16 protein-coding genes and 1 tRNA gene are annotated in these 23799 nt (G+C 45.7%); 3 read left to right on the plus strand and 14 right to left on the minus strand.

Features of this window, described 5'->3' with window-relative positions; all coding sequences use genetic code 11:
- On the plus strand, positions 1 to 1495 hold a 1495-nt coding region (locus tag VFC92_06920; GenBank protein ID HZK07918.1), incomplete at its 5' end, for a T9SS type A sorting domain-containing protein.
- Between the two features lie 241 nt (positions 1496 to 1736).
- On the opposite strand, the gene aspS is transcribed toward VFC92_06920, so the two are convergent.
- Entirely contained in the window at positions 1737 to 3494 is a 1758-nt protein-coding gene (gene aspS, locus VFC92_06925; GenBank protein HZK07919.1) for an aspartate--tRNA ligase, read from the minus strand.
- 432 nt (positions 3495 to 3926) lie between these two features.
- Here aspS and VFC92_06930 point away from each other — a divergent pair, with 432 nt between their 5' ends.
- On the plus strand, positions 3927 to 4607 hold the full coding sequence (locus VFC92_06930; GenBank protein HZK07920.1) for a porin family protein: 681 nt from the start codon (positions 3927 to 3929) through the stop codon (positions 4605 to 4607).
- A gap of 29 nt (positions 4608 to 4636) precedes the next feature.
- Here the strand turns inward: VFC92_06930 and VFC92_06935 are convergent, their stop codons facing one another.
- The 12 genes from VFC92_06935 to dnaG form a co-directional block, all read right to left on the minus strand.
- Positions 4637 to 7021 carry a glycoside hydrolase family 2 TIM barrel-domain containing protein gene (locus VFC92_06935; protein ID HZK07921.1) on the minus strand — a complete coding sequence of 795 codons (2385 nt, stop codon included), beginning with the start codon at positions 7019 to 7021 and terminating at the stop codon, positions 4637 to 4639.
- Positions 7022 to 7220: 199 nt separating this feature from the next.
- Complete coding sequence (locus VFC92_06940) at positions 7221 to 8135, minus strand: molybdenum cofactor synthesis domain-containing protein (GenBank protein HZK07922.1); 915 nt, start codon at positions 8133 to 8135, stop codon at positions 7221 to 7223.
- A 393-nt stretch (positions 8136 to 8528) separates the two neighbouring features.
- Positions 8529 to 10130: a phosphoethanolamine transferase gene (locus tag VFC92_06945; protein ID HZK07923.1), complete on the minus strand. Its 1602-nt coding sequence runs from the start codon at positions 10128 to 10130 to the stop codon at positions 8529 to 8531.
- 135 nt (positions 10131 to 10265) lie between these two features.
- Entirely contained in the window at positions 10266 to 10634 is a 369-nt protein-coding gene (locus VFC92_06950; GenBank protein HZK07924.1) for a DMT family protein, read from the minus strand.
- Positions 10635 to 10721: 87 nt separating this feature from the next.
- Entirely contained in the window at positions 10722 to 11279 is a 558-nt protein-coding gene (locus VFC92_06955) for a cupin domain-containing protein (protein HZK07925.1), read from the minus strand.
- 211 nt (positions 11280 to 11490) lie between these two features.
- Positions 11491 to 11796, minus strand: coding sequence for a type II toxin-antitoxin system RelE/ParE family toxin (locus VFC92_06960; protein HZK07926.1), 306 nt, complete (start codon positions 11794 to 11796; stop codon positions 11491 to 11493).
- A complete protein-coding gene (locus tag VFC92_06965; GenBank protein HZK07927.1) occupies positions 11780 to 12025 on the minus strand; it encodes a hypothetical protein in 246 nt (81 codons plus the stop codon). The genes VFC92_06960 and VFC92_06965 overlap by 17 nt, the downstream gene beginning before the upstream one ends.
- A 192-nt stretch (positions 12026 to 12217) precedes the next feature.
- Positions 12218 to 14377: a prolyl oligopeptidase family serine peptidase gene (locus VFC92_06970; protein HZK07928.1), complete on the minus strand. Its 2160-nt coding sequence runs from the start codon at positions 14375 to 14377 to the stop codon at positions 12218 to 12220.
- Between the two features lie 168 nt (positions 14378 to 14545).
- On the minus strand, positions 14546 to 14668 hold the full coding sequence (locus tag VFC92_06975; protein HZK07929.1) for a hypothetical protein: 123 nt from the start codon (positions 14666 to 14668) through the stop codon (positions 14546 to 14548).
- Between the two features lie 216 nt (positions 14669 to 14884).
- Entirely contained in the window at positions 14885 to 16930 is a 2046-nt protein-coding gene (locus tag VFC92_06980) for an alpha amylase C-terminal domain-containing protein (GenBank protein ID HZK07930.1), read from the minus strand.
- A 410-nt stretch (positions 16931 to 17340) separates the two neighbouring features.
- Entirely contained in the window at positions 17341 to 19344 is a 2004-nt protein-coding gene (gene pulA, locus VFC92_06985) for a type I pullulanase (protein HZK07931.1), read from the minus strand.
- Positions 19345 to 19606: 262 nt separating this feature from the next.
- A complete protein-coding gene (gene dnaG, locus VFC92_06990; protein ID HZK07932.1) occupies positions 19607 to 21619 on the minus strand; it encodes a DNA primase in 2013 nt (670 codons plus the stop codon).
- A 312-nt stretch (positions 21620 to 21931) separates the two neighbouring features.
- On the opposite strand from dnaG, the gene VFC92_06995 reads away from it, so the two are divergent.
- Positions 21932 to 22003: transfer RNA gene (locus VFC92_06995), tRNA-Arg, on the plus strand.
- A 298-nt stretch (positions 22004 to 22301) separates the two neighbouring features.
- Here VFC92_06995 and VFC92_07000 read toward each other — a convergent pair.
- On the minus strand, positions 22302 to 23799 hold a 1498-nt coding region (locus VFC92_07000), incomplete at its 5' end, for a T9SS type A sorting domain-containing protein (protein ID HZK07933.1).

Genomic DNA, 23799 nt, shown 5'->3' on the forward strand with positions numbered 1-23799 from the left:
AACCATTGCCAAGCTTCCCCAGGCCAATCCTGGCGGCGACTTATCTCTGTCATGTAGCGATTACGACATCCCCAATGGGAAGTGGCTGCCGGTAGAACTCACCAACACCATCACGGGCGATTACGAATCAATACTATGGTCGACAAATGGTGATGGTACCTTTAGCGATCCTACAGCAGTGGCTCCGCTATACAATCCCGGCCTTGCCGATATTTGGAAAGGCGACATCGAGCTGTGCGTAACGGTACAGGGCGTGGAAGCCTGCCAGACGAGCGACACCAAGTGCATGATGCTTTACATTCCGCAGCAGCTCATCTATTTTGATGTTGATGGATGGTGGGGAATTTCTTCCTATCTCGACACCGATCTGCCATTGGTATCACAGGTAATGGATCCGCTGGTACTCATTCCCGGATCGCAGCATCTGGTGACCATGGTCGACAAGCAGGGTAAATACTTCTGGGCTGAGCCGGTTCCTGCACAAGGAACTTTAGGCAATTGGATGCCCATAGGCTACAAGGCAAAGATTAAGAATCCTCCTGCCTGTCTGCCTATTTATGGCGACTCGCTGCTCAACCAGACTTTTACCGTGAGTGGTGCCTCCACCTTCCTACCGGTGCTCACCAACGTGCCCGTGCCAATCGATGAACTATTAGCCGGTCATCTCAACGACATACTGCTCATCTTCGACTGGAGCAAAAAAGTGCTGTGGACCCCTCAGGCTGCCGACTTTACGGAGTTATATCCCGGTCGTGCCTATCTGATGACAAACCGGGTGGCTACAGGTGCATACACCATCGAGTATCCTGATTTTGTTCCCGATGCACCGCATCTTTATCCCGCTACTTCGCCAAAGGCCGCTGTGATACATAACTCGCCGTGGCAGCAGGAAATCAATACTGCTGTGCCGCACATCATGCTCTTTGACGACAAAGTGATGAACAAACTCAACCACGGTGACATACTGGGTGTCTTCGATAGCCAGGGCAATTGCTACGGTCAGGCCGAATATGGCACAGAAGGCGTATTTAGCTTGATAGCTATGGGTCGCAACAACCAATTGCGCGATGAGCGGGCAGGTTTTGAAACCGGCGAAAAGATGTTCATGCGCAAGTACAATGCAATCACACAAGGGCATCAGGCGGTAACATTTGTTTATGATACCGACTTCCCCTCGAGTGATGGATTGTTTGCAGAAAATGGAGCTTCGCGCGTTGTGGATATTATCGAAACTGCAACCAGTGTGAACGATGACCTGACGCTGAACAGTGTCACGATTTACCCCAACCCGGCCAACAGCGAGCTGAACATCAAAGCAGGCAGCAATATCCGCAAGGTGGAATTGCTCAATAGCGTAGGCCAGATCGTCATGAGTCAGAGCTTTGATGCAAATCAGATACGTCTGGATGTGTCGCAATACAAAGCCGGGCTCTATATCGTAGCTATCACACAATCCACCGGTGATGTCATCACCCGAAGGGTTACCATCTATTAGTACAAGTTTATAATTGAAAACGTAAAAAGGCTGTTTCGAGAGAGGCGGCCTTTTTTGTTGGAGCTACATTCTGCAATGACCTGTGACAGACTGGAGAATCCCGGATAATATCCAACACAACTCCAATAATTTCAACATCAAAAAAGGCAGCCGGAAAGACTGCCTTTTTTTTGGATGAATGTCAAAACATAAACTGTTATTCGCAATCATCAAAAGTGATTGCTTCGGAATTTTGCTTCAGCTACGCTTTCTTCTTTACGATCAGTCCCAGCTCGTCGAGTTGTTCCTGTGCGATAGGTGCCGGCGCGTCGATCATGACATCTCTGCCGGCGTTGTTTTTCGGAAAAGCGATATAGTCGCGGATGCTGTCGCTGCCGCCAAAGAGCGACACCAGACGGTCGAAACCCAGCGCGATGCCGCCGTGGGGCGGTGCACCATATTCGAAAGCATTCATCAGGAAGCCAAACTGTGCCTGTGCCAGCTCCGGAGTGAACCCGAGGATTTCAAACATTTTCTGCTGCAGCTCTTTGTTGTGGATACGAATAGACCCGCCGCCGATCTCCACGCCATTTATCACCAGGTCGTAGGCATTGGCGCGCACCGCTCCCGGATCACTTTGCAGCAGAGCAACATCTTCGGGCTTGGGTGCCGTAAAAGGATGGTGCATGGCATAATAGCGTTTGGCTTCATCGTCCCATTCCAGCAATGGAAAGTCGACAACCCACAGCGGACGGAAGACGTCAGGATTGCGCAGTTCCAGCCTGTTGGCCATCTCCAGGCGCAGGCTGCCCAGCGCTTTTAGCGTCTGGTTGGTGTCGCCGGCCAGAACCAGCATCAGGTCGCCGGGCTGTGCTTCGAAAAGTTGCGCCCATGCTTTCAAATCATCTGTATTGTAAAATTTATCTACCGACGATTTCAGCGTCCCATCTTCGTTGTACCGGGCATATACCAGTCCTTTGCTTCCGATCTGTGGTTTTTTAACAAAGTCCGTCAGCCCGTCGAGTTGCTTGCGGGTATATCCGGCAGCACCTTTTACGTTGATGCCCACCACGATTTCGGCCTGATCGAAAACCGGGAAACCATGGTTTTTTACTTTATCAGTAATTTCTTTAAAAACCATATCAAAACGTAGGTCGGGCTTGTCGGAGCCGTAAAATTTCATGGCGTCGGAATAAGTCATGCGGGGGATGGCCTCTTCAAAGTCGAACTCTTTGATGGTTCTGAAAAGGTGCCGAACCATGCCCTCAAAAGTGTTGAGGATATCTTCCTGCGTTACAAACGACATTTCGCAGTCGATCTGCGTAAACTCCGGCTGACGGTCGGCGCGCAGGTCTTCGTCGCGGAAGCATTTTACGATTTGATAATAACGATCAAGCCCCGCTACCATGAGCAATTGCTTAAAAGTTTGTGGCGATTGCGGCAGCGCATAAAATTCGCCGGGATTCATGCGGGAAGGCACCACAAAGTCGCGCGCTCCTTCGGGAGTAGAAACGATGAGCACAGGGGTTTCTACTTCGATAAACTGCTGTGCATCCAGATATTTCCGTGTTTCGGCAGCCATGCGGTGTCGCAGCAGCAGGTTTTGTTTCACTGTATTGCGTCGCAGGTCAAGGTATCGGTATTTCATGCGCAGCTCTTCGCCGCCGTCGGTTTGGTCTTCGATGGTAAAAGGCGGTACTTTGGAAGCATTGAGCAGCCGCAGTGTGGTCACCCGTATCTCTATGTCGCCGGTGGTGAGTTTGGGATTTTTCGATATCCGTTCGATGACTTCGCCGCCGGCTTCAATCACATATTCGCGCCCCAGCGAAGTGGCCAGCTGCAGAATGGCAGGTTCAGTAATGCCCTGTTCCATCACCAGTTGTGTGATGCCGTATCGGTCGCGCAGGTCGATCCAAATCAGGCCGCCCTTGTCTCTTACCCGTTGTACCCATCCCGTAAGGCGCACCTCCTCGCCCAGATTTTTCATACTTAACTCGCCGCATGTATGTGTTCGTAGCATAATCGTAAATTGTTATAAAATAATTTGCTGCGAAATTAGTAAAATTGCTGGTTTCTATAGGTTTCCAGTCAGAGACTGGCTGGTAAAAATTATTTTTTGGCTTTAGCCAAATGCTCCAACACATTTCTGTAATTTCCTTTTTTTAAAAAATTATCAGCCATAAAAAAAGAGGAAAACGACAAAAACATGTGCCGCATCCCGACGACCATGGAGCCGGTTGGTGAAGGTGAATACCACCATCCGTAAAGTTATTCAGCGCAAGCTAAACTTTTGATTTTCTTTCGTAAGCATCATAAAATGCCGCTTTAGCGTAATAATTAAAACCTAAAGGAGTTTATTTTGTTTCTTTAACCTCTGCCAGGGCAATGCAGCCACAGGCGAACCGAATGGAAAATATTACCTTTGTCAAAAAATTAAGTAAACTATCCAATTATGAAACGAGTCCTGATTATTGTATTGATTGTTTGTGCGGGTTTTCAGAGTTTCGGTCAGCCTGTGGACGTGAGCACACGCAAGAAGGTGAGCGCTGTGTTTGATTTGTTCAACGATTTTTATGTGGATGTTCCCGATTCTATCGACAATAAGTTTTTTAATCTGGGGGTGAATTTAGACCTGCTGTACGACTTTCAAATTGCCGAGAGCAATTTCAGTTTTGCCATAGGGGTAGGCCTTGGCTCTCACAATTTCTACAGCAATGCTTTTGTGGTAGAAGACTCCATGAACGTCTCAGCATTTTATCCTATCAAAAGCCTCCATCCGCGTACCAGTTACAAAAGGAATAAAGTTAGTTACACTTATTTCGATGTACCGCTCGAATTCAGACTGCGCACCACCAAAGGGTTTCGGGCAGCCGTGGGATTCAAGGTTGGTTTCCTCATCGACAATCATAGCAAATATCGTGGCGACGACTATGTCTTTGGTACCAACGACAAAATTCACATGAAACTTAAAGACGTTCCCAATATCGAGAAATTGAGATACGGCATCACCGCCAGGGTCGGCTGGAAATATGTCAACCTCATGGGATTCTATTCACTCACCGATCTGTTTACCAAAGACAAAGGCCCCGAGACCTATCCAATTTCTGTAGGTATTTCGCTGATGCCATTTTAATGGTGTTTTTGTTGGAAATTTAAAAATTATTACCGCTTTCCTTTTTGGCTGGCGGTTTTTTTTATCACCAGATTACCGGTCATCAATCCCGGCGCAGTAGCTCTGATCACCAGTGGCGCGTCCAAAGTTTCGGTGCGCAACAATGCCGAAGCAATGCCTGCCTGTGCCTGCACTGGGTTTTGACCAATGATTGCTCCGCTGCCTTCAATCGCAAACCGCACTTCAACATCCGAATCATAAACGGTATTGCCAATGCTGTCGGTAATAAATGCATTTACGATAAAAATATCCTGGTGATCTGTGTTAATGGATATTCCTTCCAGATCAGCCTGCAGCATTATTCGGGCTGGTGCTCCGGCTATGTCAACTTTATGTCGTGTAGCTTCCTTCCCGTCGATATAGCCGATGGCGGTGAGTTTTGCCGTTCCCACGGGCACATTTGCAAAATAATAAGGAGGAAACCTGAGCGAGGCAAACACAGAATCTTTTATAGCCGATTGTCGTGCTATCAGGCTGTCGCCGAAGATTAATTCTACTTCCTGGCAATTGCTGTAAACTGTGATGTTGGGCAAAGATTGACGCGTATTGTAGCTGGCGATAAAAACCATTGGTCCGGATGCAACGTGCAGAGGATATTGCTCCTGTGGTGGGCGCTGGCTTTGGTAGAAATACCATGCGAACTTAGGAATCCTGAAAATATCTGCAATTCCCGAAGCTTCCAGGTCATCAGCATAGCCGCGGTTGTAGTCGAACATGAGCCAGTTGGCATGGCCGATTGTGCCAACGCCCCTGCGATTGGATGCCGTAGCTTCGGAGAAGTTGAGTGCCTGTTGCAGTAAACACTTTTCGCCGTTTCCACGAAGCTGCCGGCTGGTGCGTTCATCAGCTTTCAGATCGCCAAAAGCCTTTTGATTAAAACCCGCATTCTTTGCATAATATTCCCAGTCGCCATATTCGGCCACAAAAACTTTTCGGCTTCCATTTTTATAAAAATTCCAATAATCAGGCGGCTCGGCATGTTGTCTTGCCGGGATAAAGAGATCGTAGGCGGGATGATCCATCCAGCCGGCCGAGTAGCTATCGCCGAAAGGCAACTCCTCATTGAGGATTTCATTCACCGTTTGCATGTATTCGTCCGTCATCCACGACTCGTTGAGCGACAGCTCCCAAAAAGCCACACACGCGTGGTTGCGGTCTCGGCGAATCATGTCGCGGCAATTCTGAAATGAGTTTTCAACAAACACCGAACCTCCAAAATATTGCCATCCCGGGATGCAATCCATTACTAACAGCCCCAGTGCATCGCACGCATTCATAAAAGCTTCGGCATGCGGATAATGCGACAACCGCACAAAATCGAATCCCGCACTTTTTATCTTCACTGCGTCGCGCCATTGCGCCTCATCCGACAAAGCATAGCCCACATAAGGATACTCCTGATGGCGGTTGGTGCCGCGGAGGAATTGCTTTTCACCATTCACAAAAAAACCATTTTCGGTTAACTCAATTTTCCGGATGCCAATGTTGAGACTTATCGAATCGAGCAGGCGCTCTCCGGCCATCAGTTCTAACAATAGCCGGTAGAGGTGTGGCTGCTGTGGCGACCACAACAGCGGATCGTCCACCACCAACTCCTGTTGCAGCGTTATGGTGCTGTCTGGCTTTACGTGTTTTTTGTCGGAGCGAAAATGAAAAATCTGTCCGTCCGGGGAAATCAGCGTGGTAAGCAAACGGAGATTTTCCCCGGAACCGCTCTCGTTTTTTGCTTGTACGCGCAAAATGCCTTGCGCCAGTTCCGCGTTCACCTCATCAAAATCTACCAGCACGCCGCCGCCGGCTGCTTCGTTGGCCTCCACCGCATCGGTGATAAAAATTTTGCCGGTGGTGATCAGATGGACATTCCGATAGATGCCGCCAAAATTGTTGAAGTCGAGATCGGCAAGCGCCTTGCCCGGCGGCACTTGAGGATTGTCGGTATTGTCCACCCAAACCTCTATCTGATTGGTGCTATCAGCACACAAAAACGGCGTGGCATCCACAGTAAAAGGCAGGTAGCCACCGCTGTGTGTCAGCACTTTTTCTCCATTGATATACACCGTCGCCATCTGCATCACACCTTCAAAATAGAGGAAGAATTTCTTGTCATTAATTTCGCTTACGCTAAATGTTTTTATGTAATGCCCCAAACCCTGAAATTGATCATTGACCACCAGCGACTCGATGCGCATGGTGTTTGGCAGGTTGATGGTTTCCCAATCCGTAAAAGTGGTATCACCTGTCGCTTTGCGCGAAAATTTCCAGCCGCTGCCGAAGTTTTCGGTAATACGATAAATATTGTCGGAAGAGCTGGTGCAACTTGCAATCGTAACAGAAATTACGAAAAACAGGAAAGCCCTCAGGTTGATGTTATTCATGTTTCAAAAACTTTTGGGTGTTGACGTTGGAGTCTTTTGTGATGATTTTTTAATATTATTTAGTTGGACACAATTCCGGTTCACATTGATCTCACCCCCGGCTCTTCTCCAATTGGAGAGGAAAGCTCTGCTACGTGGCTTCCTCAATGAATTCGAGCGGAATGCTTCGTTTATTTCAGGTTTTAAAAAACCATGTCAATCAATGCATTTCGATGCTGTGAAGCATGTAAAAGAGGTGTTGCAGATGTTTGGTGATTTCGGTGATGTATTCGGTAGCCCCGCGCACTGAGCCCGGAATGGCAAAAAGCAGCGTGTTGTCGTTTGCGCCAGCCACGGCTCGGCTGATGAGAGCAGCTGGTTTTTCGATGCCATATTTCCAACGTATCATCTCGATGATGCCGGGAATGGGTTTTTTGATAAAATCATTTATTATTTCAGGCGTGATGTCGCGCGGGCCGATGCCTGTGCCGCCAGTGGTGATGATCAGATCGGTGGCAGACAACGCATCTTTGAGCAGCTCGCGAAGCTGCATTTCGCTGTCGGGAATGACAATATTTTCAATTTCCAGGCGCCAGTCTATTTTATCGAAATAACCCTGCAAAACTGATGCTACTGCAGGGCCACTTTTATCTTCGTAAATACCCCGGCTGGCACGGTCGCTCAGCGTAATTATTAGCGCTTTAAATACCTTGGGAATATGTTGCATTTGGTCGCCGGGATGAAGCTCGCCAGCGTGCGCCACACGACAAAAGATACCTTCGCGCGGCATTACATAATTGCCCGGCTCACGAAATACGTCGTGAAAAGGTTTGCCTTTTTGCACCACTTCCAGCACTACCTCATTTTTTACAAAGCGATCGAATATGCGCACATCAGTAACGTCGGAAGTTTCGAAAAGGATGTTCTCGGCAAACTGTCCCGATTTTAGCGGTCGTGCGCCGGTGATATCATAAAAACGCTTTGCATGCGCCACGTCAAACATGCTCACAGGCCGGGTGGAACCAGCATGGACATCGCCAGCAACGCCTTCGGGTTCCAGGATCAGTTTTTCGACAGGCATCTTACGACCGCGCTTGTCGGCGGCATTGGTGGCTAATATTTTTATGGTTTGCATTATGAAGTTAATTTTACCAATGAAAATGTTTTCTAAATAATCAGCCACAAAGATAAGGGAAAGGAGAAGTTATCGGGGTGGCGGGTTGTCGGGTTGGGAATATTTTATGAGAATTTCAAATATGTTGATGTAGAGACGCCCGATCCCCGAATAGTCTGGGCAGGCTGGACGTCTCTGCAGGCTCTTCCATTTATTTTAACTTGAGATCTCTTCTACTTCTTCGAGGCAGGAGGAGCGGTACCCAAGGGCAGCAACGGCTGTATAAATGCGCTATTGCACATATTTTTATGTGCTGCTATTAATAAACTAATTAAAAACCCCTGATTTTACCATTCTTATTAGTTTTGAACCGCGGCACGAAAATGAACAATAGCCTGGGGCATGCGTGATTCGTTAATCATCATAATTTCTATTATCCTCCAAAATCCTTTTTCTTTTCTCATTTAAATTTTCATTAAAAAGACTTCGGCTTTTGTCAAAATATGGCGTTTGTATTCTATTAATGTCAATGATGCAATGAAAAAGATCATCAGTCACAAAAGGTTTCCCCAAATTATTTTTTAACTCAAGCACCTTATTGGGATCTGCTTTTTTAAACGCATCGGATAACCAAACTATTAATGGGATTTCAACATTTGCTTTGGGGAGTCCTCCGGCATAAGTATGTCCGACCTGATCAAGTTCATCATAGATATTTTCGCCATGGTCCGACAAATAAATGCCCGTCATTACTTCATTTTTCAAAGTACTAAATGAAGAAAGTATGCTAAACAGGGAATCGACGATAAAGTCATTGTATAATACAGAATTGTCATATTCAGCAATTGTCTTTTCCTTTTCTGTGTGGCCGCTGAAGAGATTAAATTGATTAGGATAACGTTTTTTGTATGAAGAATGGCTACCCATTAAGTGTACTATTATTAGTTTTTTATTTGCATCCATCTCCAGAATATCCATAAGCGGAGCGAATAATTTGCTATCGTAGGATGCAGTCAACGTAGCCTCCATAGACGAATTGCTTGCAATGTTGACGAATTTATAATCATCAGCTTTTTTGGCAAATGAGGTAACCGGGTTTTCCCAGATGCCATAAGGTGGCTGATTTGACAACCAAAAGGTGCTGAAACCTGCAGAAGAAAATATATCGAAGAGATCAATGCTTTCTACCTGTTTCTGCTTGTTTTCCAAATTTGATGCAGACAGAAGCGATAACACAGAATTTATCGTATTTGAATAGGGGGAAACTACATCTTTAAAAACATAAATATCATCTCGTTTTTCTAAATTAGGAGTTGTTCTGCGATGGTATGAATACAAAGACATGTGGTTTCTATTCAAAGATTCTCCAATAATAACGACACATGTCTGCTTTTCTTCATTTTTCAGATAGGCTTCAACCGCTCGTGCCTTATTGCCCGTTTCAGTTTGTTTGTAAAAGTTGTATTGATCATTAAATGAATAGGAAACTTTTATAATTTGTGGAACACCTTTTCTAACCATTCTTCCATTTATTGCATTTTCAAGAATGAATGATACGGCGGCTCCTGCAATTAACAAAATTATTAAATGCTTACCTCTGTATGAAGCGTACGCGCGTTTTTGCCTAAGCGAATATATAAACAGGAAAACATAGGGCACGATAAATAACAAAAGAAAAGAGCTTTTCATAGACAAGAACTCCCACGACTCCTGCTGATTGGTTGCTGCAACGGTTAATATACTTACGACGGTTACCGGACCCTTAATTAATATCCAATGAATAGATTCAATTGTCCCGAAAAGAAAGAAAATTATTGCAGCAATTTTGTTAGGAATCGACGATTTTAAAAGGATAGCCGGGATTGTGAACATTACCATCCAAATTATATTTATCAAGAGATAGCGAAAATCGACCAAAGCAATATCAATGAAACATCCCAAAATGACCGGGAAGCAAATCAATAAAATCAAATCATGAGGTATAATCTCATCCGCTCTTTTTAAGAATCTTTTCATGTTTTACACAAAATCTGTTGACTTCAAATGCTTTTGAATGATGCATGCTATCTGTTTGAAACTACTTTGTGATCTATTTCTTCATTACGCTGTGCAAAAATAGCCGAAATCATTCATCGTGCTACTTGTTATACTTTACTTTTTAAAAATGAAATAAACCGCAAGTATTAAAAACCCAAATCCGATGAAATGATTCAGTCGTAGGGTTTGGCTCTTGAAGACGAAGATGGTAAACACGGTAAATACAGACAAGGTAATTACCTCCTGAATAACTTTGAGTTGCCAAAGATTAAAAGGCCCGCCATTTTCATTAAAGCCAATTCTGTTGGCCGGAACTTGGGCTGTGTATTCGAAGAGCGCAATTCCCCAACTAATAAGAATAACGGCTGGTAGCCCCAAGTTGCTGAACCAGTTCATGTCTTTAAATTTCAAATGCCCATACCAGGCGAAGGTCATGAAGATGTTGGATAAAACCAGCAATAATATTGTGGAAAGCCCTTTCATTTTTTTCTGTCAATTTGATGTAATCGTAGTCGTTTGTTTGCGCTTTGGCAACCGGTAACAGCTTGGGAAGTTGCGACGTGGGGATAGTTATTTTTCTATCTCTGAGTATTTTTTGTAAATAGCCCTGTACCCAAATAGTCGTCCTATTGGCGCAATTAAATTCATCAACGCCTTTTGTGCTCCTACCGGAACATCGGCGAGATAGAATTTGCTGTCGAGATATTTGAGAAATACCAACTGCTGAACCAAGCTATGCTTCCCATTTTTAGTTTTCCCATCCGCCGCAAGGCCAATTAGGTTTTCCATGAAGTAGTCGAAGTCTAATGCAGGCGTAACCGTATGAAGGTAAGTAACCGCATCATCGCCATGGTTGTAATGGTTATGCGGCTTGAGCTTTGGAAGTGTCACTTTCCCACCTGCCGAAAGCGTTTCCTCATTTCCGTCTAACCAAATAGTTAATTTCCCTGAGACAACCTCAAAGGTTTCGTCCTGCGTAACGTGAATGTGATTAGGCACGAGCGGCTCTTTGGTTTTGATGGTGGCTTTCATCGTAACCCGTTCCCCGTTGGTATCTTTAGCGGTTTCAACATATTCGTATATGTCGCCAGTTGTAGGGTTCGTCAATATTTGTCCTTTTGTTGGCATACTCCTTTTATTGTTTTAATGTTAAGGAAACACAAAGTGTAGTCATCAGTTTCGTTTTCATGACTTTCAATTTTTAATAGATGCAAATTAAAAGCAATTAAACATCAAATGTGGTGAGTAGGTTTTCCGTAAACCAAAAATTGCCCCGTATTTTTAATGCATTTTAAAAATTCAGTCCAACTGGAACCTTAATTTTCACTTGGCAGGAGGTTCAGAGATTAGCAACCTTTTTTGGATTTTGCCTGGTATCAAAAAGTGTAATGATCCTGATTTCATTGTTAATCACTCTATAATAAATGGTTGTTTGCCTGGATAATACAGATTTTCTCAACCCATTTGATTTATCAGTCTCGGCAAAAAGAAAGGGATTGATCTCAATTAAATTTATTTGTTTATCAAGTATTTGAGCGAACTTTTTAATTTCACGATTTGTCCATCTACTTTCAAGATAATCGATTATTCCCTGCAAGTTGCTTAATGCTTCATCAGACCAAATGATCTTATAAGTACTTTTCATAAATCTTTCGGGCTGCTTCGTGGGGATGTGTCCTACCTTCTTCGAAATCCTTAAGACCTTTATTTATCGACTCGATTTCCTCCTGCTTCATTTCATCCCGCCAATCTTTAGATTTTGAAGCGTCCTCTTTTAGCTGTCGCAATTTTTCAATCACTGAACTATCATTCAATCTTGAGATCCATTCGATCAAGTCTAATTTAGCAGTTTGAATATTCATATTTGTATCCATGACTTTCAATTTTTAATAGGTGCAAATTTAAAACAATTAAACGTCAATAGCATTATGGTAGTTTCATTAAACAGACATTTCCCTGAAAAAGTCTTTTTCCGGCAGTTCTGAATTTTAATAAAAACGGCACCTCTATTGCCCGGCTCAAAGCTTATTAAATTCAGGGCGGTTTGATCTATTGGCTGTACGTTTTTATTTTTTTGGTTGAAAATCCGGATGGCCACATTGCCACATTGTAAAAGCAAACTGATCTGCAATGTTGGCAAACGTCACGCTTTTGTCTTCTGTAAAATGGCCGCTGTCGTAATTTATTTTCAACAGAACCGGTTTACCTGAAGTAGATGCATGCTGCAAAGCTGCGGCGAATTTCCCCGGCTGCCAGGCTATAACACGGGGATCGTTCCAACCGGCGACGCATAATACCGCGGGGTATTTGGTGCCCGGAACCACATGTTGCACACCATCCATTTCATATAAAGCCCTGCATTCGACACTGTCGGTTACAGTTCCAAATTCCGGGATATTTCCCGGACCATTGGGCGTAAATTCATTGCGCATGGCATTGGCCACACCCACATTACAAATAGCTGCTGCATAAAGATCGGGGCGTTCTGTTATTGCGCGGCTGATCAAAATTCCACCGGCACTGGTGCCTGTGCCTGCTAATCGGTTTGCAGAGGTATAACCTTTTTCGATCAGGTATTCAGCACAGCTATTAAAATCTTTCCAGGTATTTGGCTTGGTGGTTTTATGCCCGGCTTTATACCAATCGTCTCCTTTTTCGCTACCCCCTCTCACATGAGGAATCGCGATAACTACGCCTTTTACGGCCAACGAGTTTTCGAAATCATTAAAATCAGGTGTCATGCTGGAACCATAAGCTCCGTAGCTATCCATCAAACACACATTTGAGCCATCTAATTTGATTCCTTTTTTATAAATAATAGATAGTGGAATCATCACCCTATCATGGCCTTCAACTTCCACTTCCTCCACTTGCAATTCTTTATAGGCAGCAGGATACACGCGCGATTCGTAAAAACTGCTGGGACTAAACTCATCCGTTTCAGCATTGAAATCATAAAAAGTAACGGGGTGGTTCCAGGAGGTAAGGAGTGCAAAACAATCGTTGGTTTTCTTGTCGATGCAAAAAACATAAACAGTCCCTGAATAAGGCGTTTTTATCTCCTGTGTTTTGCCGGTTTTCAAATGGTATTTGTATAAATGTGCATTGATACCATCACTATACGTAAGAATCAAGAAATCCCGGGAATGCGTAATCGACTCAAGAGTTTGGTTTTCTTTTTCTTCAGCAACTACTCTGGCATTTTTCCAGTCAGGATTCTTTAAATTTGTAGAAATTAATTTATAATTTTTTGCACCCTTATGAGTAATTGCAAACACGGTGTCGCCAATAAATACCATGTCCCGCACTAATTTATCTTCTGGCCGGCACAGGAGCTTCCATTGTATTTTCTTTTGGTTCAGTTGGGCAATAGGAGCATAATAGAAGAACTTTTCCTGACGAACATTTTCGAGCGAGGCGAACATATAGTTTTCAGAACTTTCATGAAGTGTTACAAAAGGAAGATCGTTGGGCTGAATATCCATTTCCGGATAGCTTTCGTTGCTAAAGAAATCGATATCATCTTTTACATCCGTCCCGAGTTTGTGCAGCTTAGCCTTTGTGTTGAGTTCAAATTCAGGGCTTGTATTGTCGGCGGTTTTTTGTGAGAAATAAAGAAACGATTTATTATCAAATGTCCAGCTGGTAGGGCCAAACCAACTGGGATAAATGGTTTCGGGGAGAAATGTTTTACTATCCACATCCATCACTTTGATGGTTGATATTTCGGCGCCGCCTTCGGAATACGAAATGATTATTTTCGTACCATCGTAACTTGGCAATATACTTTGAACGGAAAGTGTTTTCCCCCTGATGTGATCGGTTGGGTCGAACAGTAGAGTTTCCTCGCCATCCATTCCCTGCCGGAAATATACCTTCCCAACATTTTCGCCAGGCATTGTTTTGATGTAAAATACGCTCCCGTTTTGGTATTTGGGACGTCTGATCATAGGTGGCTGCAGCTTGTCCAGCATCTCCCATTCGGCAATCAATTCATCTCTTCCTGACAATGTATTTAAAACTGAATCACTAAAATCAGCCTGATCTTTAAACCATGCAACCACTGCAAGACCTTTGGAATCTTCCAACCAACGATAGGGATCTTTGTAGGTTACGCCAAAATATGTATCCGAGCATTCCACTGTTTTTGTTGGTGGATAATCGTATTGTGCAGCTAACGACTGAAACAAAAACACTGCGAGTAAAAGTGTGATAATCTTTTTCATGATTCGGTGTTCGTCTTTCAAATAGGTTTACGGATTCATTTTTTTAAACGTTGCGTTGATGATGTCTGGGGTACTTTTGCTGGTTAATTGTAACAAGGTGTCGTTTTAAAATGACTATTAACGGTTTGGCTAAGCGGCTGTTTTACGGCCGCTTAGCTTTTGTTCAACTTATTTTTCCAAAGACAATTTGCCTTTATTAGCTTTCTTCAATCTCTTTTCTTCTTTTTTTTCTTTTGGAGTTTTAGCTGCCTCTTTTTTAACGTTTTTCTGTGTGTCTTGACCTTTTGCCATAATATTATCTTTTAAGTATTATTGATTATTCAATTTTAAACAACAGTTAGTGGTTTGAAAAGTTGCCGGTTTCGGAGCACTTTACTCTCAGGTTACAATAAAGTTACAAACCTTCGAAAGTCGCCGAATCCAGCATAGAATACCAAATAAATTATCAAAACAAGCAATTTATGAAAGTTTTGATGATCATTTAACCTATTTCTTGCTCACCTCTCCCTACTCTCCCACTTTCTCCAGCACCATCGCAGTTCTGTTGGGAAGATATACCTGCAGGAAGTGCCGCCCGCTCTCTTCGTCAAACTGCGAAGCATGAACGATTGATTCATCCACCCGGTCATAGCCGCCAAAGGCTGGCGAGTCAGAGTTGAGGATTACCTTGTAGTCGCCTTTGCCAGGCACATCATAATCGTAGTCGGGCAGCGACTGGTCTACATGGAAGTTGAAGGCAAAGATAAGCTCTGCCTTTTCAAAGACGATCACTTTGTTCCAGTCGTCGGTTTTAATCAGGTTTCCCCATCCGGAAGCAAGCAGCTTGTAATCGGTTGCCAGCTTTATCATCGCCTTGTCCCATTCGGCCAAAAACTGGTATTTTAGGTCGGGGTTGTAGCGCAGCGACCATTGGCGGCGGGCGTGATGGTAGCTCCAGCCGTTGCCTTCGCGCGGAAAGTCGATCCATTCGGGATGGCCAAACTCGTTGCCCATAAAGTTTAGGTAACCCTGCCCACCGAGCGCCATTGTAATAAAGCGAATCATCTTGTGAAGCGCCATACCGCGCGCTATCACCATATTGTCGTCGTCGCGGTGCATGTGGAAATACATCTCTTTGTCCATCAACCAAAAGGCAATGGTTTTATCGCCTACCAGCGCCTGGTCGTGCGATTCAGCGTAAGCGATGGTTCCTACACCCGGACGGCGATCGGTGAGTGTGTTCCACAGATCTTCCATATTCCAGTCTTCGTCGCGTTTCTCTTTAAGGGTTTTTATCCAGAAGTCAGGGATGCCCATTGCCAGCCGATAGTCGAATCCGATGCCGCCATCTTTGATAGGAATGCACAATCCGGGCATTCCACTCACATCTTCGGCAATGGAGACCGCATCGCTTTTTACTTTGTGCACCAGCGTATTTGCCAGTTGCAGGTAAGTGATGGCGTCCCACTCTACGCCATCCGTAAAAAACTTATCACGGCTGTCGAACTCCGTTAGCCCATGATGAAAATACATCATCGAGGTGACGCCGTCGAAGCGGAAACCATCAAAATGAAACTCCTCGAGCCAGTATTTTAGGTTGCTTAGCAAAAACTGAATCACTTCGGTTTTTCCATAGTCAAACACTTTGGAGTCCCAGGCGGGATGCTCGCCGCGTTCGCCCGGGTGCATAAACTGGTGGTCGGAGCCGTCGAATTGGCTTATGCCCTCGTTTAGATTTTTTACGGTGTGTGAGTGCACGATGTCCATGATTACGGCGATGCCCATGCTGTGGGCTTTTTTTATCAGATATTTCAACTCTTCGGGTGTGCCAAAGCGGCTGGAAGGTGCAAAGAAATTGGCCACATGATATCCAAAGGAGCCGTAGTAGGGATGCTCGGCGATGGCCATCACCTGCAGGGCGTTGTAGCCTGCCGCTTTCACTTTGGGAAGTATGTGATCGGCAAATTCCAGATACGTTCCCACGGCATATTTCTCGAGCGCCATGCCCACGTGCGTTTCGTAAATCAGCAGCTGGTCGAGGCTACGCATGCTAAAGTTGTCGCCGCGCCACGAAAATTCCGTGTCCGGCATCCACACCTGGCCGGCAAAATCCTTGGTATAGTCATCCTGCACCACGCGTGTTATCCACACCGGAATGCGTTCCTTCCAGCCATTGGAGCCATGCACCAGCACTTTCACCTTGCTGTTGTGCACAAAACGGTCGGCGTATTCCGCCTCGTCCAGAAAAATCTCCCACACACCGTTTTCCTTCTTTTCCATCGGATGCGCCTGCCGGTCCCAGTGGTTGAAGTCGCCAATAAAGAAAAGCTCATACGCTTCGGGTGCCCATTCGCGGTAGTACCAGCCGTGTGCCTTTTTATCGTAGTGGATACCAAAAAACTTGTAAGCATCGGCAAATTTAGTGAGGCTGCCAAACTCCTTCTCAATTTGTGCCAGGCGCTGCTGGTAGCGTTCCAGCCGGTTTTCTATCTCCTGCTCTACCGGCTCCAGCCAGCTGTCCTGCGCCACCAGCGGCAGCACTTTTTTATTTTTTGTCTTCTCAGGTTTTTTCATAATTTCTCGTATTCTTTTATTTTCAAAATCTTAATAATTTGGGCGGCCGGGCGGGCTTTCCGCTATACGCGCCTTGCAGGGCTTTTCCGCTTTCGTAGCCTCGCGGGGCTTGTCGGGCATTTGTGGTATTCGTTAGCCTATGCCCGTTGGTAAATCTGGTAAGCCCTGCTGCGCCGGGTGCCGCTGCAATCCCTGCCGCACGTACCTGTCAGAGCTTTAACAAACCTGATTACTTGTCGTTCAATTTCAATCTTCTTTTTAGATTCGGTTAATTCGTCAAACAACACTTGCCCTGTGGTGGCTGAGCGTCGGTTGGTGAGCGTCGGTTGGTGAGCGTAGTCGAACCAAGTCGAACCAAGTCGAACCAAGTCGAAGCGAACAATGAACAATGAACAAAAAACAATGAACTCCTACCCTTCCTCCCCCAGCACCATTGCCGAAATGGGCGGCACAGTTATCTTGTCGTGTTTTATTGTTCGTAAACCTTTGGGGTGCAGACCGTTTTCATCAAAAAAGAAAGTCCACTTCCCAAACGGTATCTGCACTATTTTTTCTTCATTGTATGTATTATAAATTACCGCAATATTTTTCCACGAATCACCATTGGCATTATTTTTCAAAACAAAAACAATGACGCCGGGAAGATCTTTTTGTTCGATAAATTCTAGATTTTGATAAATCTCTTCAGTGGTGGTCATTCTAAATGCGGGATGCTCGCGCCGCAAGGTGATTAGATCGCGGTAATAATCAAATACGTCGTGGAATTTTGCTTTGCGGCTCCAGTCGATCTGGTTGATGCTGTCGGGGGCATTGTACGAGTTTTCGACGCCCTGTTTGGTGCGCAGTATTTCCACGCCGGCATGCAGCAAAGGAATCCCCTGCGAAGTAAGTACAATGGTGTTGGCAAGTTTGTGCCGGCGGATAAGCGTAGTCTCGCTGTCGTTGGGGTTGGAAATGTACAGCTTATCCAGCAGGGTGTGGTTGTCGTGCACCGAAACATAATTTATCGTTTGCCACGGCTCCCTGGCCCATGCGGTGTCGGAGTAACTCACCTTACTGTAATCCACCTGCGGATGTGGTACCGAAGCCACAATGCCAAAACGTACATCTTGCTGCAGGTCGCTGTTGCCACTCACCCATCCTTTGGATTCGTGGTCGTTCCAGGAACCTTTGATGCCGTCGCGGATGTCGTCGCTAAACACGGCGATGCTGTCGAGAAGCGCTACATTTTTCTTCAGCGCAAGCTGGTCGTCGGGCAATGGGCATGCACCTGCTGTCCATCCTTCACCGTAAAGGAAAATCGTCGGGTCGATGGCATGAATTGCCTCACTCACCGCGTTCATCGTCTCTATGTCGTGGATGCCCATCAAATCAAAACGGAAACCATCCACATGGTACTCCTCCACCCAATGTTTTACAGAGCTGATCATAAAGTTGCGCATCATGGGGCGCTCCGAGGCGGTTTCGTTGCCGCAGCCCGAGGCATTGCTAAAAGTTCCGTCAGCATTTTGCCGGTAATAATAGCCGGGCACCATCAGATTAAAATTAGAGTTTTCTGTTTTGCCGGTTTGGTTGTACACCACGTCCATCACTACCCGGAGGCCAGCGTCGTGAATTGTTTTTACGAGCTGCTTAAATTCGCGGATGCGGGTGGCGGGATCGGCAGCATCGGTGGCGTAAGTCCCTTCGGGAACATTGTAATTTTCGGGATCGTAGCCCCAGTTGTATGCTTTTTCAGAGTTGGTTTCGTCGATGGAACGATAATCGAAAGCCGGCAGAATGTGGACGTGCGTTACGCCAAGTTCTTTAATATGATCGATGCCTGTTTTAAGTCCTTCGGCACTGGTGGTTCCGGTTTGGCTCAGGCCGGTAAATTTTCCGCGATCCTTTGCGCCCGACGATGGATGGATGGTCATATCGCGCACATGAAGTTCATAGAGGATGATGTCGTTGTAGTTGCCAAGCGGCGGCTTTTGGTCATTGTCCCAGCCCTCCGGATTTGTAGCTTCAAAGTTGATGATGGCTCCTCTTTTTCCGTTGATTCCCACAGCAACGGCATAGATGCCGGGCGTTTCGTCGAGCCACTGCCCCTGCAGCTCTACCTGGAAAGTGTAAAATTTCCCAATCAAATCCTTTTCTGCTGTCACTGCCCAGATACCAGAAATACCAGGCTGCAAGTTTATCTTTTCGAGCAGGTCGCCACCTGATCCTTTTTCATAAATATTCACCCGGACAGCTTCCGCCGTGGGCGCCCAGACTTTAAAAGTGGTTGCTTCGGGGGTATAAATTACCCCCAGATCGTCGCCGGAATAAGCTTCCAACGAATCAAAATCCGTTGACTTCTTATCGGCCGGTTCGTTGCACGAATTCATTATCACAATTATTATTACAAAAAGAAAAGGTAGTCGTTTCATTTTTATTAAAAGTTAAAATTCAAATTTTTGTTTTTTATTTAGATGATGTCTTTTAAAACTCAAATTTCAGAAATTAATCTAATTTCGAAAACGCCACCGCTACCCCTCATTTCCGCCGGCTGGCGGAGAAGCCAACCCACACACTATAGAATGTGCCGTGGCTACTCCCCCTTTAGAGGGCTGGGGGGTGCGAGGGGGATTTCATAAGCGTTTAGAGTTTATCATTGAATGTAATTTCTTGAAATTCTAATTATTATTTTCTTCATCTCAAAACAATACGCTCAAGCTCCTGGGCGATACGTTCGATTTTTTGCTGTAGCTTTCGCTGTTGCAACATCAACGGCATGACCTCATCCTCGGTAGCCTGCTTGAGGTTTGCAAGCATCTCATCAAATTTCTTTTCGAGCACCCGCAGTTTCATCGAAAACAGCGCATGGGTGACGGCCATCGGGAGCTGTTCCGATTCGCTCTTCACCTTTATCTTCACCCGCTCCCAGTCGTTTAGTTCGTAACGTTGGGTAAGCATCGTTGCTGCCAGCGCCGATATTTCCTTGTCGGGATGGTACAAAAAGAAAGTCTCGTCGGGCAACGCGCCCTCATCCAGTGCTGTTGCCGCAGCGTCGAAAGCTTTTTGTAATGTCGGATTGGTGAATTGTAGCTCGTCGCGCCGAAGGTCGTTGATGATATAACTCGCCACCGGAAAGCTATAAACGTCAACCTGATCGCCATTTTTTACCTCGAACTTAAGCTCGTGCTGCGGATAACGCATCAGCAACCGGATGATGTCTTTCTCCTGATATTCGGTCGAAAAAAAGTCGAAATCGCCTTGTACAGTTGGTTCGGGTTTCAGCGGAACAAGCACTTTTTCTGGAGCCACCGTTCCCTGCTCTTTTACCTTGCGATCATAGTTGCGTCGCCTGATTTTGTTCAGCTCATTCATCAGGGTGATCTCTTCCATGTTCAAAATGGCCGAGCATTCCTTCAGATAAAGTGACTGAACGATCTTATCGGGGATCAGGGCTATCGACTGCACGATCTCGCTGATCAAAGCGGCCTTTTTCAGCGGGTCGCCATCGGTTTCGTCGAGTAGCAGTTTTGTTTTAAAAAAGATAAAATTGGCGGCGTTCTTCTGAAGAAAATCCTCGACTTCGCTCGAACGGTGTTTGCGTGCAAAAGAATCGGGATCGTCGCCTTCGGGGAAAAGAACAATTTTTACGTCAAGGCCTTCTTCGAGCACCATATCTATCCCTCTGAAAGCCGCTTTTATGCCTGCACTGTCGCCATCATAAAGTATGGTAACGCTGCGTGTGTAGCGCTTGATGAGTTTTATCTGGTCGGTGGTGAGCGAGGTTCCCGACGAAGACACCACATTGGCGATACCGGCCTGATGCAACGATATTACGTCGGTGTAGCCTTCCACCAGAAAACAATTCTCTTTGTCGATAATGGCGGTGCGGGCGTGGTTGATGCCGTAAAGAAGATTGCTCTTGTGGTAAATCTCCGACTCTGGCGAGTTTACGTATTTGGGTATCTTTTTGTCTGCCGATAAAGTACGGCCACCAAAGCCCAGAACGCGTCCCGAGATATTTTGAATCGGGAAAATCACCCTTCCGCGGAAGCGGTCGTACATCTTGTCATCTTTAACGATGGTAAGTCCGGTACTTTCGAGGTACTTTTTGTCGTAGCCGTTGGCGATGGCATGATCGGTAAAATTGGTCCACTCGTCGATGGCATAGCCGAGCATAAACTTTTTGATGATGTCGTCGCGAAATCCGCGCTCTTTGAAATAGCTCAGCCCGATGGCTCTTCCCTGCTCGGTGTTGTAGAGATTAGCAGCAAAATATTTGGCGGCAAAGTCGGAAACGTGGTACAGACTCTCTTGTTCGTTGAGCGCCTGTAGCTGCTCGGGCGTTTGTTCTTCTTCCTGAATCTCGATGTTGTATTTACGCGCAAGGTATTTCAGCGCCTCGGGATAGCTGAAATGCTCATGCTCCATCACAAAATTCACGGCGTTGCCACCTTTGCCACAGCCAAAGCATTTGTAGATGCCCAGACGTGGCGACACGGTGAAGGAAGGAGTCTTTTCGTTGTGAAACGGGCACAACCCCAGCAGGTTGGTACCGCGCTTTTTGAGCGTCACAAAGTCGCCCACCACCTCGTCGATGCGTGCCGTTTCAAGAATATTTTGTATGGTATTTTTATCAATCAAAACCGGAGATTTAAAGAAAGCAAATTTAGTAAAACCATCCAACAGGCGATTTTGTGTTGATAACATAATCTTTAGCGTTTTGATTATCACAATTGAGACCAGTCTAAAAAGCTACGAAACCCCTAAATCCCCTAAAGGGGACTGGTATTTAGACTGGACTCACAGTTCAAAAACAAAATTGGAAAGTCAGCTTCGGGAGATTTTACCAATAATGCCCCCTGGTTTAGTCTTTGGGATTTGGTGGAAAAGAGCGAAGTTGGTACAAATGTCAAAAAAGCCACCGATTATTTTGTGGTTGTCGCATAAAATGAGAATTTTGCACGCAAAGACGATCTTTCGCGACAAGCAAGGATGAGATTTTTATAATTATAATAAAATGGCCCCATAGTTCAAGGGATAGAACGGAAGTTTCCTAAACTTTAAATCTAGGTTCGAGTCCTAGTGGGGCTACGTTAAAGCTTGATATTCAACATGTCAGGCTTTTTTTGTTTGAATCGCTTCCGGTTTTGTTCAGGTTTCCGAAATCAATTCGATTGACAAACCCAGTGTGCTTGCAAATATGATATCCTTCATGTTCACACGGTTGTTTTGTTCACGAAACGTGAACGGGTAAATATTTTGAACAAAACTTCCAATCGAGCTTTAATTGCTACTCGATATTCGATTAAAAATAGCGGGAATGTGCCGCCAACAAAAAAGGCTGCCTCTCGCGAAGCAGCCTTTTTACGTTTTCAATTATAAACTTTTACTAATAGATGGTAACCCTTCGGGTGATGACATCACCGGTAGATTGTGTGATAGCTACGATATAGAGCCCGGCTTTGTATTGCGACACATCCAGACGGATCTGATTTGCATCAAAGCTCTGGCTCATGACGATCTGGCCTACGCTATTAAGCAACTCCACCTTGCGAATGTTGCCGCTGGCTTTGATGTTCAGCTCGCTGTTGGCCGGGTTGGGATAAATCGCAAGGTTGTTCAGAGTATGGTCATCGTTCACACTGGTTGCGGTTTCGATAATATCCACAACGCGCGAAGCTCCATTTTCTGCAAACAATCCATCACTCGAGGGGAAGTCGGTATCATAAACAAATGTTACCGCCTGATGCCCTTGTGTGATTGCATTGTACTTGCGCATAAACATCTTTTCGCCGGTTTCAAAGCCTGCCCGCTCATCGCGCAATTGGTTGTTGCGACCCATAGCTATCAAGCTAAATACCTCTTCTGTATTACCATATTCAACCTGACCGTAGCAATTGCCCTGGCTATCGAAGACACCCAGTATGTCGCCGGTGGTGAGTTTGTTCATCGCCTTATCGTCGAAAAGCATGATGTGCGGCACAGCAGTGTTGCTCTCCTGTTGCCACGGCGAGTTATTTATTACAGCAGCTTTTGGTAAAGTAGCGGGATAGAGGTGCGGTGCGTCGGGAACAAAATGGGGATACTCGATGGTGTAGGCGCCAGTAGCCACCCGGTTCACCATCAGATAGGCACGACCGGGATATAACTCCGTGAAGTCGGCAGCCTGGGGGGTCCACAGCACTTTGTTGCTCCAGTCGAAGATGAGCAGGATGTCGTTGAGATGTCCGGCCAAAAGATCGCTGATGGGCACCGGCACGTTGGTGAGCACCGGCAGGAAGGTGAAGGCGCCGCTCACGGTAAAGGTCTGATCGATCAATGAATCGCCATAAATAGGCAGACAGGCAGGAGGATTCTTAATTTTAGTTTTGTAGCCTATGGGCATCCAGTTACTTAAGGTTCCCTGTGCAGGTATGGGTTCAGCCCAGAAATATTTACCCTGCTTGTCGACCATGGTCACCAGATGCTGCGATCCGGGAATGAGTACCAACGGATCCATTACCTGTGATACCAATGGTAGATCGGTGTCGAGATAGGAAGAAATTCCCCACCATCCATCAACATCAAAATAGATAAGCTGCTGCGGAATGTAAAGCATCATGCACTTGGTGTCGCTCGTCTGGCAGGCTTCCACGCCCTGTACCGTTACGCACAGCTCGATGTCGCCTTTCCAGATGTCGGCAAGGCCGGGATTATAAAATGGTGCTACTGCTGTAGGATCGTTAAAGGTACCATCACCATTTGTAGACCATAGTATTGATTCGTAATCGCCCGTGATGGTGTTGGTGAGTTCTACCGGCAGCCACTTCCCATTGGGGATGTCGTAATCGCTACATGACAGAGATAAGTCGCCGCCAGGATTGGCCTGGGGAAGCTTGGCAATGGTT

The organism is Bacteroidales bacterium (genome assembly GCA_035647615.1).
GTDB lineage: Bacteria > Bacteroidota > Bacteroidia > Bacteroidales > 4484-276 > SABY01.

What these genes read in the sequence shown, in the direction of transcription:
- aspS (HZK07919.1), bottom strand. Translation starts at nt 3,494, where the DNA reads ATGCTACGAACACATACATGCGGCGAGTTAAGTATGAAAAATCTGGGC.
- VFC92_06930 (HZK07920.1), top strand. Translation starts at nt 3,927, where the DNA reads ATGAAACGAGTCCTGATTATTGTATTGATTGTTTGTGCGGGTTTTCAG.
- VFC92_06935 (HZK07921.1), bottom strand. Translation starts at nt 7,021, where the DNA reads ATGAATAACATCAACCTGAGGGCTTTCCTGTTTTTCGTAATTTCTGTT.
- VFC92_06940 (HZK07922.1), bottom strand. Translation starts at nt 8,135, where the DNA reads ATGCAAACCATAAAAATATTAGCCACCAATGCCGCCGACAAGCGCGGT.
- VFC92_06945 (HZK07923.1), bottom strand. Translation starts at nt 10,130, where the DNA reads ATGAAAAGATTCTTAAAAAGAGCGGATGAGATTATACCTCATGATTTG.
- VFC92_06950 (HZK07924.1), bottom strand. Translation starts at nt 10,634, where the DNA reads ATGAAAGGGCTTTCCACAATATTATTGCTGGTTTTATCCAACATCTTC.
- VFC92_06955 (HZK07925.1), bottom strand. Translation starts at nt 11,279, where the DNA reads ATGCCAACAAAAGGACAAATATTGACGAACCCTACAACTGGCGACATA.
- VFC92_06960 (HZK07926.1), bottom strand. Translation starts at nt 11,796, where the DNA reads ATGAAAAGTACTTATAAGATCATTTGGTCTGATGAAGCATTAAGCAAC.
- VFC92_06965 (HZK07927.1), bottom strand. Translation starts at nt 12,025, where the DNA reads ATGGATACAAATATGAATATTCAAACTGCTAAATTAGACTTGATCGAA.
- VFC92_06970 (HZK07928.1), bottom strand. Translation starts at nt 14,377, where the DNA reads ATGAAAAAGATTATCACACTTTTACTCGCAGTGTTTTTGTTTCAGTCG.
- VFC92_06975 (HZK07929.1), bottom strand. Translation starts at nt 14,668, where the DNA reads ATGGCAAAAGGTCAAGACACACAGAAAAACGTTAAAAAAGAGGCAGCT.
- VFC92_06980 (HZK07930.1), bottom strand. Translation starts at nt 16,930, where the DNA reads ATGAAAAAACCTGAGAAGACAAAAAATAAAAAAGTGCTGCCGCTGGTG.
- pulA (HZK07931.1), bottom strand. Translation starts at nt 19,344, where the DNA reads ATGAAACGACTACCTTTTCTTTTTGTAATAATAATTGTGATAATGAAT.
- dnaG (HZK07932.1), bottom strand. Translation starts at nt 21,619, where the DNA reads ATGTTATCAACACAAAATCGCCTGTTGGATGGTTTTACTAAATTTGCT.